The sequence below is a fragment of the Shewanella donghaensis genome (genome assembly GCF_007567505.1).
Classification (GTDB): domain Bacteria; phylum Pseudomonadota; class Gammaproteobacteria; order Enterobacterales; family Shewanellaceae; genus Shewanella; species Shewanella donghaensis.
This window is the reverse complement of the sequence record NZ_CP041783.1, coordinates 2,254,040-2,267,535: the sequence shown is the minus strand read 5'-3', so window position 1 is coordinate 2,267,535 and position 13,496 is coordinate 2,254,040. Positions and strand designations below refer to the sequence as shown.

At 40.7% G+C, this 13,496-nt stretch carries 9 protein-coding genes; 4 read left to right on the top strand and 5 right to left on the bottom strand.

Going from position 1 to position 13,496, the window contains the following annotated elements; translation table 11 throughout:
- Window positions 1-171: 171 nt before the first annotated feature.
- The 5 genes from FPK91_RS09620 to FPK91_RS09600 form a co-directional block, all read right to left on the bottom strand.
- Window positions 172-873, bottom strand: a complete 702-nt coding sequence (locus FPK91_RS09620) for a TatD family nuclease-associated radical SAM protein (protein ID WP_144210843.1) — start codon at window positions 871-873, stop codon at window positions 172-174.
- 184 nt (window positions 874-1,057) lie between these two features.
- Window positions 1,058-4,267: an efflux RND transporter permease subunit gene (locus FPK91_RS09615; protein ID WP_144210841.1), complete on the bottom strand. Its 3,210-nt coding sequence runs from the start codon at window positions 4,265-4,267 to the stop codon at window positions 1,058-1,060.
- Window positions 4,267-5,481 (bottom strand): efflux RND transporter periplasmic adaptor subunit, encoded by a 1,215-nt coding sequence (locus tag FPK91_RS09610; RefSeq protein ID WP_144210839.1) that lies wholly within the window; start codon window positions 5,479-5,481, stop codon window positions 4,267-4,269. The genes FPK91_RS09615 and FPK91_RS09610 overlap by 1 nt, the downstream gene beginning before the upstream one ends.
- Before the next feature lie 256 nt (window positions 5,482-5,737).
- Window positions 5,738-6,964: an ATP-dependent RNA helicase SrmB gene (gene srmB, locus FPK91_RS09605; protein WP_144210837.1), complete on the bottom strand. Its 1,227-nt coding sequence runs from the start codon at window positions 6,962-6,964 to the stop codon at window positions 5,738-5,740.
- Window positions 6,965-7,056: 92 nt separating this feature from the next.
- Window positions 7,057-7,836, bottom strand: coding sequence for a tRNA1(Val) (adenine(37)-N6)-methyltransferase (locus FPK91_RS09600; RefSeq protein ID WP_144210835.1), 780 nt, complete (start codon window positions 7,834-7,836; stop codon window positions 7,057-7,059).
- A gap of 448 nt (window positions 7,837-8,284) precedes the next feature.
- Here FPK91_RS09600 and brnQ point away from each other — a divergent pair, with 448 nt between their 5' ends.
- The 4 genes from brnQ to recJ all read left to right on the top strand — a co-directional run bounded on the left by brnQ (window position 8,285) and on the right by recJ (window position 13,428).
- The gene (brnQ, locus tag FPK91_RS09595) at window positions 8,285-9,628 is read left to right on the top strand and encodes a branched-chain amino acid transport system II carrier protein (protein ID WP_168926917.1); all 1,344 of its coding nucleotides are present in this window, start codon (window positions 8,285-8,287) and stop codon (window positions 9,626-9,628) included.
- Between the two features lie 85 nt (window positions 9,629-9,713).
- Complete coding sequence (xerD, locus tag FPK91_RS09590; protein WP_144210831.1) at window positions 9,714-10,616, top strand: site-specific tyrosine recombinase XerD; 903 nt, start codon at window positions 9,714-9,716, stop codon at window positions 10,614-10,616.
- A 142-nt stretch (window positions 10,617-10,758) separates the two neighbouring features.
- Window positions 10,759-11,487, top strand: a complete 729-nt coding sequence (dsbC, locus tag FPK91_RS09585) for a bifunctional protein-disulfide isomerase/oxidoreductase DsbC (RefSeq protein WP_144210829.1) — start codon at window positions 10,759-10,761, stop codon at window positions 11,485-11,487.
- 216 nt (window positions 11,488-11,703) lie between these two features.
- Window positions 11,704-13,428: a single-stranded-DNA-specific exonuclease RecJ gene (gene recJ, locus FPK91_RS09580; protein ID WP_144210827.1), complete on the top strand. Its 1,725-nt coding sequence runs from the start codon at window positions 11,704-11,706 to the stop codon at window positions 13,426-13,428.
- Window positions 13,429-13,496 lie beyond the last annotated feature (68 nt).

Sequence of the window (13,496 nt, the reverse complement as noted above, 5' to 3'; positions counted from 1 at the left end):
TCCCGGTATGTGAATGTTAGCACGATTGGTTTATAAGGTTGAGCTTGAGCGGCGTTTTTTAACTAATTTGACTCAAAACGGGCTATTTCTAAATGTTAAATCGATCCCTAAGAGTAAATCCTATGACATTCATGTATTAACCACGGATATGTGTTTATCTTCAACGTATCATTAACCAACAATATCGAGTTGACGACATTTAAAGTGAGCACCACGTTGTTCAACTATTTTTTGGCAGCTTTCAATATCCACGCCTTCAAGCCCATTAATCGCAGAAACTTGTACATCGTCGAAAAAGTGTGGCGCCATTTCAATAAAGCTCAGTACCGCTTGATATGCATTTTTCAATTTAGGTTGGCAATGTTCTATATATAGCGCTTCAGTATTGGCATTGAGCGATATTGAGAGGCTATCAATACATGACGCGAGTTCAGGTAGGATATTTCTTCGATGAAACAGATTACCTAGGCCATCAGTATTCAAGCGTACTTTACCGCCAGCTTTTTTAATATGGTCTGCAACGACAAGTAGTGTATCGAGGTTTAATGTTGGCTCGCCATAACCACAGAATACATATTCATCAAAATCCTTAATATTGCCTAGCAGGGGAATGATGTCTGCAGGTTTAACTTGTTTGTCCAGTGATAACTCATACTGATGAACTTGCTTTGAGCCATTATGTTTTGGGCAAAATTGGCAGCGTAAGGTGCATCTACCAGTAATATTCAGGTAACGGCTGTTGCGTATATCGTAAACTAAAGTTGAGTTTTGGGGTGAGGCTGCTTTATTCGCAGTTTCAATTTTTACGTCCACAGCTTCAATCTCAGTGGTTTGAGTAGCTGTATTGATGATCTTGTTATCGTGTTTAGTCATTTCGAGAGTATCAGAGTGTTATCTTTTAATAATATTAACGCAGTTAAGTTTCGATAACTGTTCGCTTTCTCTCATTATTAATGACTATTTTTGACTGCTAGTCAGTGATGTTATGACAATATGGCAGCCAAAAATAAAGAGAGCCTGAGCTCTCTTTACTGTAATTGATGAGTAATGTTAACCGTTATAAATAAGCTTTTTCATCATCTTTTTTTGGTTGCCACCACCAATTAAACATCTTTCTAAATAACTTCTTCATGTCATCTAAAATAATGTACAGCACTGGTACAAGAATGAGCGTAACCACAGTAGAAAATAGGATACCGAATGCCAATGAGGTTGCCATTGGGATCACGATTTTGGCCTGTAGGCTTTTTTCTAACAATATCGGTACCAGGCCAACAAAGGTGGTCATAGAGGTTAAGATAATCGCTCTAAAACGATAGCAACCAGAGTCGATGGCTGATTCTAGTAACGAGAAACCTTCGCTGCGGGCTCGGTTAACAAAATCGACTAATATCAGTGAGTCATTAACGACAACGCCTGCTAATGCGACAATACCGCATAGACTCAATACACTCATTGAAATACCAAGAATGAAGTGACCTACCAAGGCGCCAATCATGCCAAATGGAATAACTGACATGATAATCAATGGCTGACTGTATGATTTTAGTGGAATGGCCATCAAGGCATAGATGGTAAACATAGCAAAGAAGAAGCCTTGCAATAAGCCAAGCATGGCATCTTGTTCATCTTGGCTGCCACCATCTAAAGAAGCGCTTACATCTCGGTATTTTTCGCTGAGTCGAGGGATAAATTCCTCCTGGATTTCACCGACAATTTTTGATGGCTCTACGCTGTTTTTATTGACGTTAGCGGTAATGGTAATGGCTCGACGTCCATCAACCCGAGTAATAGAAGCAAATGATTCACCTAGCTCAATATCAGCAACGGTAGAAAAGGGCACGGCGACACCTTGAGGGGTACGTATTAGCATATTCTCAAGATGGCCAATGGTGCGGCGCTGTTCTAATGGGTAGCGCACCATCACTTTGACTTCTTCTTTATTACGAAGAATTCGCTGTGCTTCATAGCCATAAAATCCATAGCGTACTTGCCTAGCAAGATCTGACAGGGTTAGCCCCAATGCTTCAGCTTCTGGGCGAATGTTTAATCTGATTTCTTGACTGCCTGAAGAAAAATTATCAGAAATGTCATAGACACCTTCATAAGTCGCTAGCTTTTCCTTTAACTCTTTAGAAGCTTGAGATAGCTGTTCTAAATTACTTGAGGTTAATCGGAATGAAATATCACCACCTGCATCATTGGTGCTGGCAGTAATATTGAGCGATTTCACTGAGAGTAGTTCAGGTAACTGCTTACGCCACTCTTCAGCAATCGTGACACCATCGATTAGACGGTCTTCACCCTTTGATAGTTCAGCAAAAATAAAGCCAGAACTACTTGAGTTCATTGCAATAAAGCTATGTTTTAGTACGTCAGAACCAGTATCTTCAAGAAACTTATCATTCATAGCGTACAGGGCTTCTTCAACTTGCTGCACTACATATAGGGTATTGAGTTCAGAGCTGCCTTCTTCCATTTCAAGGTTAACTTGAATAAAGTCAGAAGGAATATCAGGGAAAAATACCCAACGGACTTTGCCACTGGCAACCAAAGCTATGGATAAAATGAGTACCCCAACAAAAACGGCAACAACGTTGTAACGGTGTTTAATACAGCTGCCTAAAAAATGACGATATTTGTGTTGGATAAAGTACTGTAATTTGTCATTCAGCCATACTTTGAATTTTGAAAATACATTGGTTGGTGAACGTTTCTTTTTCACTTTCATATGGGCTAAATGCGCTGGTAAAATCAACTTTGATTCAACCAAAGAAAAAGCTAACGCTAGGATCACCACCATGCCGATGGATTTCCAAATAATCCCCATCGGCCCAGAAACCATGATCATGGGTATAAACGCCGCAATCGTGGTTAATACTCCGAACGTGGCCGGCATAGCCACTTTTTGCACCCCTTTGATCACATTTTCTAAGGAGTGACCATTTTTCTCGACTTCGGTATAGGCACTTTCGCCGATGACAATGGCGTCATCCACCACTATCCCTAACACCAGAATAAACGCAAACAGCGTTAGCATGTTGATTGACATGTTAAAGGGTTCCAGTGGCATCAATAATAACGTTCCAAGGAAACAAACAGGTAATCCGACCATGACCCAAAAGGCCAGTTTAAGATCGAGGAATAACGCTAAGATAATAAAGACTAATAATGCGCCGTAAAACATGTTGGATAACATCATGTTCAAGCGGCCTTCAAGGTAGTGAGTTAAGTCTCCCCAAGTATCGAGCTCTACATTGGCCGGTAGAGTCTCTTTTTTCAATGCAATATAGTCTTTAACTTGCTCTGAAATCGTTAATGCATTTTGATCGTCAATACTGGTTATTTCAATAATGGCTGCAGGTTTACCATTAAAGCGGGTGTATTCAATACGCTCTTCAAAACCATCTTTGATAGTAGCAACATCGGGCAGCATAACTCGGCTGCCATCAGGGCGTGTCGTTACCACTATTTTAGCGAAGTCTTCACCTGTATAAGCTTGGCCCTTGGTGCGCAGTAAAATGTCACCATCTTGCGCTCTAATAGAACCACCGGGTAAATCTATCGATGAGTTTTGTACCGCTTGAGCAACTTGGGTGAAGGTTAAATCATATTCACGTAACTTGTCTTCTGATAGCTCAATGCCTATTTCGTAATCTCGCACTCCATTGACTTGGGCGCGGGTAACCGCTGGTAAATCAGTAATTTCATCTCGAATGGTTTTAGCCATTTCTTTCATGTCATGGAGACTTAAGTCGCCATAAACCGATACCCAAATGACATTGTTTTCAGGTTTTATTTGATAGATATTGGGTTTTTCGATGTTATCTGGAAAGGTTGAGATAGCATCAATACGAAGTTTGGCTTCATCTAACACTTGTTGAACATCGTAGCCATCTTCTACTTCAATCGTGACAGAACCCACACTATCACTGGCAACCGAGGTGACTTTTTTTATGCCATTAATATCTTGAATGGCTTCTTCAATTTTTATATTAATCCCTTCCTCAATTTCTTGAGGCGCAGCGCCAGGATAAGCGACTGAAATGGTCAATAAGTTAAGCTCAAAAGTAGGGAAAACTTCTTTATTTATTAATTTCGCTGAGAATAAACCACCAATAAGCAGTGCTGCCATCAATAAGTTTGCCGCAACACTATTACGCGCAAACCAAGCTATGATGCCTTTATTGTACTGGCTATCATTGTTGACAATCGACTTGGCGTTCTCGTCTGAATTAGCACCAGGTTTAGAATTTGATTCGTCCATTACTGATCACCTGCTACGGTGATTTCATCTTTATTTTCCGGTGCTGATTCTAATTCCTGCTCTGGTTCTTCAGACTCTTCGCCTAATAACTTAACTTTTTGACCTGCTACCATGTTGTTCATATCAGTAATCGAAACACGTTCACCATCTTTCAAACTGTCTTTGATATAAACGCTATCTACATCAGTGCGGACAATGTTGACGCTTCTAATTTCGATGGTGTTGTCATCTTTAACGATAGCAACTTGGTCTTGTCTTACAACGTAACGGGGTAATTTTACAATGCCTTCTACGGTGCGACCTTTGATAACTGCGGTAACAAAGCTGCCGTATTTAAGCGGTAATTCATTTTCGCCTCGTTGCTGTCTAAGGTAGGGGTCTTTGACTTCAGCAACCAGATAAACCATGCGGTTTTGTTCATCAATGACGTTTTCACTGCGGACAATATTGCCGTGCCAAGTGAATGACTTACCAGCCAGAGATGCACTTAATGTCACTGAAGTATCTGGGTTATCTACCGATTCTAAATAGGCGAGGTCGTTGTTTGATAGTGGTAAGCGAATTTCAGCAAAACTGATATCGTACAATTCACCTAAGTTGGTACCTAAAGAAACATATTGGCCTAAATCGACAATTCTGGCTTTAATGATGCCATCAAAAGGGGCTCTGATGACGGTACGCTCTAGATTACGTTGAGCTCTAGCAAGCGCAGCTTGAGCATATTTTACGTTGGCTTGTTCTTTCTTCAATTGTGGGATCCGCAGTCCCAGTTCTGGCGGTAAGCCGTTATCAAAATCTTTAAATTCAATTTTAGCCACTTCACCGCGGGCCACTTCTTCATTTAGTGCTGCGGTTGCTTGGGCAAGGCTTGCTTCAGCTTGAATAAAATCAGCTTCATAATCAGAAGGTTCTATTTGTGCGAGTGCTTGCCCTTGTTTCACTATTCCGCCTGCAACAAAACTAGGGTCTAGGCTGATAAGTCTCCCTTGTACTTCTGTGACTAGCTGAGTTTTATATTTCGGACTGACTACACCGTAAGAAGGCAAGTTCAAAGACACGGTTTGTTGTTCAATATTAATAACATCAACAATCGGTATTTTCTCTTGTTGTTCTTTCTGTTCAGGTGCTTCTTGAGTACTTAGTAAAATGAATGCTAAACCTGCGAAGATAATCAGGATAAAAAACGGTGACAGGATTCTTAAAAATCTTTTCATTTATATGTGTATCCATACTTAAAATGATGACAATAGGGGGCTCTAGTTATTTATGGGTACTAGAGTTTTATAAGCCTAAATTATCAGAGTTCGTTAGCGAGCTAAAGTAATAGATGTAAATTAAATGTTTCATGAGGTTTTTATATCTATTTGGCAGTGTTTTACGCTATGAAACTGATTTTAGACCACAAAAAAGCCCTGTCTCAATAAATTGATTCAGGGCTCAAACAAACAATTAAGTCAGTATGTTAAGGCGTTACTTTTTCTTTTTCGCTTTTTTAGACTTTTTCTTCGCGGCAATTTTGACCTTGTCTTTTTTCTTACCTGGCACTTTAGCTTCTTTGTGCTTAGGTCTTAATCCATCGATGTAGCGACGTTTTAATGGTTGTTCAATGTAACGTTCAATTTTATTAACGATACGCATATCATGCGCTTCAATTAATGAAATTGCAGTGCCTTTTGCGCCTGCGCGAGCAGTACGTCCAATTCGGTGAACATAAGCATCTGCAGAACGAGGCATATCAAAGTTAATGACATGAGTAATGCCTTCGATATCAATACCACGACCAGCAACGTCAGTAGCGAGCAAAATGTTGACTTCGCCTTTACTAAACTTGCTAAGGGCTTGGAAACGTTTTTTCTGTTCCATGTCGCCGCGTAAGAAAGCACAAGGAATACCCGCTTTCAGTAATAAGCCTTCAAGACTTGCCACTATTTCGCGGGTTTTAACGAATACGATAGTACGCTTAACTGACTCTTGTTGGAGTATGTTACATAGCAAAGCAAATTTATGAGCTTGGTCATCAGCTAAATGCGCCCATTGATGTACCTTGGCTTTTTCACTGCGAGGTGAATCAACATCAATTGTTGCAGGATCATCCAGTAATACTTGAGCAAAACGTGCAACACCGCTGCCTTCAAGTGTCGCAGAAAATAACATGTTCTGTTTGCGACCTTGAGCTTCAATAGCTATAGTTTCTACTACTGACGAGAAACCCATATCTAACATGCGATCAGCTTCATCAATGATCAGTATTTCAACTTCAGTCGCTTCAAATTGACCTTTATCTAAGTATTCAATCAATCGACCAGGGGTAGCAATTAATAAGTCGACGTTTTCAGCAAGCTGCTCTTCTTGAGGACCGTAAGGGACACCACCAGTAATAATGGCAACATCCAACTCTAAACCGGTAGCAAGATGACAAGCATAACGATGAATTTGACTGGCAAGTTCCCGTGTTGGTGTAAGAATTAATACACGCGCTTGGCCATTGAATCGTCTTGGGAAATCAATCAAGTGTTGCAGTGCTGGCAGTAAAAAGCTGGCAGTCTTACCTGTACCTGTAGGCGCTTTAGCTAAAATGTCCCGTTGTTCCATTGCCATTGGCAATGTTTGTTGTTGAACGGTAGTCGGGGTTAAATGCCCCATCGCTTTTAATGAATCTAAAAGCATTGGATCTAAGTCAAAATCTTCAAATAGCATGCGCTGTAGGTCTCACTGATTGATAGCCGAACATTATAACCTAAGAAGCCCAACTCAGCGAGAGTGATATGTGTACAAACAGACGATAAAGCTTAAAGTTTTAAATAGAATGCTTTGCAAAGGTTTGCCATTTGAGCTGAGTATTGGCCATCTTGATTAGAAATGACAAAGTTACTCTGCTCTATAGTGCTGATTTGAGACTGGTGTTTTAATTCAATCAGTAAGCGTCGAGCGGGTTTATTGATGACTGTCGATACCGCTACTCGTTTTGACATCCCTAAACTTGTGTCGGCTAATGCAGTGGTAAAACGAGCCTCACTTTCTGTTGGTAATATTAAACTGGCGTAGCCATCTTCACTGAGTAAGTTTACGATTTGGTTTAGCAACTCGCTATAGCTTAAGCTATCGGTATGTCTAGCTGAAGCGCGTTCTTTATTTTCAGATTGTGGGCCATTGTCAAAAAAAGGCGGATTACAAATAATGCTATTAAAGAGTGGTAATGCTTGCTCTAGGTGCTGCGCAGCATAGTTTTGAATCGATGAATGATGAAACTCAATGCAAGATGCCCAAGGACTATTGAGGATATTCAACTGACAATCTTGCGCTGCTGAGTCATCAAGTTCTACTGCAACAATAACAGTATTGTCAGCCACTGTACTTTTTGATGACGGGTTAGTTTCTGATAAATCGGCCCCGATTTGAGCCTGTCTTTGTGCAACCATTAAGCTTAATAATCCACTGCCAGAACCGATATCCAATACTCGATGGCCATGTTCGATCTTTGCCCATGCGCCCAAAATGACACCGTCAGTACTTACTGGCATGCCGCAGTGACTATCATCGATATGAAATTGTTTAAAGGTAAATGACATAAAATAGCAATCGGATAAATGGCCCATTAGAGTAACTGTTTTTGGTGTTTTGCCCAAGATGAAATACATGTTGGGTAATTGTTGTTTTTTTTCTCCTGTGTCGGGGTTTGTGTTGCTACTGTAGTCAAGTTGTTTAACTGGTTTTAAGCTTGTTTTCAGATAAAGGTCATTTTTACTTTATGCTGGTTCTGCGCTTGTTTATCTTGGAGCTATTTGGTATTAGTTCTCACTCCTTTATTCACATTTAAACTGTGAAATGGGTAAGAAATGAATTTATGCTCACAAATAAAAATATCAAATAGTAAAATAGTACTTTTTATAACCATTTGTGAGTGGTTTTTAATAAACTTAAGTGTAATTTTTAATTTACAGATTTATAGGGTGATTTGATTAGCTATGGCTAATTAGGTGGTAATCCCTTAAGTTTGTTAAAAAACATAACAACAAGATGGGGCAATTTGTGCAAAACAGCAATATGAGTATTGGCGATACAGTAGGCTTAGGCTTTATGACATTCGCATTTTTCTTGGGTGCCGGTAACCTAATTTTTCCACCATTTGCAGGTATGTTAGCTGGTGAGAACATCACTCTTGCAATGTTAGGCTTCCTTATAACAGCTGTAGGTTTACCCCTTGCAGGACTGATTGCTGTTGCGAAAGCGAATGGTAAGGTCATGGCGATGTTGCCAGCTTTTGCCGCAACGGCTTTAGCTGTCTCAATTTATATTATCATTGGCCCAGCATTCGCCGCTCCTCGTACAGGGCTAGTCGCCTTTGAAATAGGTGCTCGACCATTTATTGAAAACACCGAAGCACTTATCCAATTCGGTGCATTATCGCTTAATAAGGCGCAGCTCTTTTATACTATTGGTTTCTTTTCTTTGGCGATGTTGTTGTCGCTATTCCCTGGGAAGTTACTTGATAGTGTCGGTAAAGTGTTAACGCCTATTCTTATTTTCTTATTAGTTGGTTTAGCGGCATCCGTTGTGTTTACGCCAAGTGCAGCTATTGGTGCTGCAAGTGGTGATTACATCACCAGCCCACTTTCTAAAGGTATATTGGAAGGCTATAACACCATGGATACACTGGCATCAGTTATCTTTGGTATGCTCATTATCGATATTTTACGCAAGAAAGGTATTACAGATTCTAAAGCGCAAACTCGTTACTTAGTTCGCGCCGCAATCATTGCAGCGTCTGGTTTAGCGTTTGTTTATATCTCACTATTTTACTTAGGTGCTACAGCGGGTGATATTGCTTTAGGTGCTGAGAATGGTGGGCAAATCCTGACAAATTATGTAACTCATGAGTTTGGTACTCTGGGTACGATTTTGTTGGCTGCAGTGGTCAGTATTGCTTGTTTAACAACTGCGGTTGGCTTGATTACAGCGTGTTCTGAATTCTTCAATGAATTGCTGCCTAAGATCTCTTATAAAGCCTTTGTTGTTTTCTTCAGTATTGTTTGTGCCACAGTAGCTAATGTGGGCCTGACGCAATTAATCAATATTAGTATTCCGGTATTAATGACGATTTATCCTGTGGCTATTTCTTTGGTTGCGATTACTTTCTTAACTGAACGCTTCCCACGCCCAGAGTTTTCACATCGTTTAGTATTATCGATTGCCTTGTTCTTCGGTATTTTTGATGGTCTTCAGGTTGCGGGTGTCGATACGAGCTTCTTAAACTTTATGCCGCTTCATGCTGAAGGTATGGCATGGTTATTACCAGTAGGTATTGCCATAGCTGTATGTCTATTTGTACCAGCAAAGAATCAATCAGTTGCTGCTAGCTAGGTTTACTTTGTCAAAGTAAACTAAGTTTAGTTACACTAACGGCGTTATTTCATATTGAAATAACGCCGTTTTTTTAGGAATCAATGTGACAGATAAGTATCAAGCCGATCCCATCATCGATATATTTTTAGATGACCTTTGGTCTACGAAAGGCTTGAGTGATAACACGCTTAGCTCCTATCGAACTGACCTACGTCACTTTGATTGCTTTGTGCTCGCTAAAAAACGCCAACTTATCGATGTCGACCAACTCATCATTCGAGATTATTTGGCTTTTAGAGTTGAAAAAGAATTTGCGAAGACCAGCACTGCGAGGTTATTGAGTAGTTTGCGACGCTTTTATGGTTATTTATTGGTAAAACAAACCATTGAAGTTGACCCAACAGCGTTAATTGAATCACCTAAATTAGTCAGACAGTTACCCGACGCCTTGAGTGAAGCACAGATAGACAGTTTGCTTGATGAGCCTAATGTGGAAGATGCTATTGAATGCCGTGATAAAGCAATGCTGGAATTACTCTATGCCACAGGACTTCGTGTTACGGAACTGGTGAGCTTAACTCTTGAGCAAATAAGCTTACGTCAAGGTTTAGTACGCATTGTGGGTAAAGGTGGTAAAGAGCGTTTAGTGCCACTAGGAGAGCTTGCTGTTACCGAAGTTGAACAATATTTAATGGCGGCAAGAGCTGAGCTATTGGGCAATAAGCAAAGTGATGTGTTATTTCCCTCAAAACGTGGACAAATGATGACGCGCCAGACTTTTTGGCATCGTATCAAGTTATATGCTCTGCGTGCTGGGATTAATAGCCATTTATCTCCACATACCTTGCGGCATGCATTTGCGACTCATTTATTGAACCATGGAGCCGACTTGCGTGTCGTACAGTTGTTATTGGGTCACAGTGATTTATCAACCACCCAAATTTATACCCATGTAGCCAAAGCGAGGCTACAGCAGTTACATAGTGAGCATCATCCAAGAGGCTAAAGTCAGCTAAATGTTTATCATTGCTTACACAATTTGAGTGCAGATCAGTTGCTTTAACAAAATATTGTCTGTAACTTTTGCTCCCATGATCGGGTCTATACATATCAATAGGCTAATACAGATTGACTAAATAGGATTTTAAATGAAGTTAACCAAAGCAATCTCTTTCGCGGTAACGCTCGCAATTACCCCTTTGTTGCATGCCGCTTCGGCCTCTGATATCCCTAATGAAGCAGAACTTATCAAACAAGTTTCAGACACATTAGGCGTCAATGTATCGAGTATTGAATCATCACCTATTGATGGTCTTTATCAGGCGTTAACGGATCGTGGCATTCTTTATGTATCACCTGATGGAAGTAAACTACTTCACGGTAATATGTATGATTTAAATAAAGGCATGCAAAACTTAACAGAAGCTGCATTGGCAGGACCTCGTATTGAGATGATGAAGCCATTTGAAAAAGACATGTTGGTCTACAAAGCGAAAAATGAAAAACACGTGGTGACTATTTTTACCGATGTTGATTGTGGCTATTGTCGTAAATTGCATAAGGAAATGGATGGCTACAATGATTTAGGTATCACTGTGAGATATTTAGCTTATCCGCGTGCTGGCATCCCATCTGCAAATGCTGATGAAATGGAAGCGGTTTGGTGTGCTAAAGATCCATTACAAGCAATGACAGATGCAAAAACTGGCGGTAATGTGAAAGCGGCTAAGTGTGATGCAAACATTGAAGAGCAGTATCGTTTAGGTGCCTCATTTGGAATTAATGGTACCCCAGCAATTGTGCTTGAAAATGGCATATTAGTGCCAGGTTACCAACCACCGGCAGCATTACTGAATACTATTAAAACCAATCTTTAATATAAATATCAGTTCAGTATTTAGTTTTGTACTTAGCTTAGATAATACGAGTTTTAATGAGTCGTTTATGACTTAATCGTGATATTCAAATACAATTATTTGCAAGAAAGGTGAGCAATGTGCTCGCCTTTTTTTTACAATCGAATTTGTTGTCGTCTACCAAGATGATTTTTATCTCCTATCCTATTCATTGCTTATATCCCCAAAGGTGTTTTCGTGGCCCATAAAATTTTACGCCGAACTAATGTTGACGATAGTCATTTACCGATAACAATTCCTCCAATTTTAAAGCAGTTGTATGCCCGCCGTGGCGCTGATCATTCAGGTTGTGAGCTGAGTTTATCTAAACTGTTACGCCCTGATGCCATGATGGGATTAACTGATGCGGCCAAAATTATTGCCGATGGGATCATGGCGAAAAAGTCGATATTGATCGTGGGTGATTTTGATGCTGACGGTGCAACCTCTACCAGTGTTTGTTTACTGGCGTTAAGAATGATGGGAGCACAAAAAATAGATTATTTAATCCCTAATCGTTTCGACTTTGGCTACGGCTTAAGCCCAGAGATTGTTGCTGTCGCGCAATCAAAAGGGGCTGAACTATTAATTACGGTAGATAATGGCATTTCATCGATTGAAGGCGTCGCTGCAGCAAAAGCGCTTGGTATGCAAGTGGTTGTTACTGACCACCATCTTCCTGGTAAAACGTTACCGGTTGCTGATGCTATTGTGAACCCCAATCAAGAAGGTTGTGAGTTTGCCAGCAAATCGATAGCAGGTGTGGGCGTGGCGTTTTATTTGATGTCAGCACTTCGCAGTGAGTTACGAGAACGAAACTGGTATCTGCTTAATCAGCTACCTGAACCAAATTTAGGCAGCTTGCTGGATATAGTGGCATTGGGCACTGTCGCGGATGTGGTGTCACTGGATAACAATAACCGTATTTTGGTTCAAGCTGGATTACAAAGAGTGAAAAGTGGTCGCTGTAGAGTGGGTATTACTGCGCTGCTGGAAGTGGCTAAACGCAATCCGCAACGAATAGTCGCATCAGATTTCGGTTTTGCCGTAGGCCCAAGACTAAATGCTGCTGGGCGCTTAGATGAAATGGCGTTAGGTGTCGAAACACTGCTATGTGAAGACATGATGCTAGCCAGAAGAATGGCTGGCGAATTAGATGGACTGAATGCAGAGCGCCGCGAACTCGAAACGGGTATGCAACAAGAAGCGCTAAAAAGCTTACAAAAACTCAGTTTAGATGAAACGAAACTTCCTTGGGGTTTAGCCATTTTTCAACAGGATTGGCATCAGGGCGTTATTGGTATTTTAGCGTCACGGATTAAAGATAAATATCATCGACCAGTAATCGCATTTGCCGATGCCGGCGAAGGCGAAATCAAAGGCTCTGCACGCTCTATTAAAGGTTTACACATGCGAGATGTGTTAGAGCTGATTAATAGCCGTCATCCTGGAATGATTATTAAGTTTGGTGGCCATGCCATGGCAGCAGGTCTTTCATTACGCGCTGATGCATTTGCGGAGTTTGAACAAGCTTATGATAAAGCGGTACGTGAAATATTAAAGCCTGAACAGTTAACGGGGGAAATATTATCTGATGGAGAGCTCCCTGTTGATTTGATGACCTTGGAAACCGCTTATTTGCTAAGAGATGCAGGCCCTTGGGGCCAGTCATTTGAAGAGCCATTATTTGATGGCCATTTTGGCGTGATCCAGCAACGTATTGTCGGTGAGAAGCATTTAAAGCTGGTGTTAGAGTCTGAGTGTGGGTCAGTGATGATGGATGCCATAGCCTTCAATGTTGATTTAGCCATTTGGCCAGATGCGACCATCAAACATGCCCGAGTCGCTTATAAGCTTGATGTGAATGAGTTTAGGGGCAACCAAACTGTGCAGATGTTGGTTGATTATATTGAGCCCGCTTAAGGGATTAATTTGATTTTTTCGGTATGCGGTTTAACGAGATGTTTGACATTATTCGTTGAGCCGCTTAA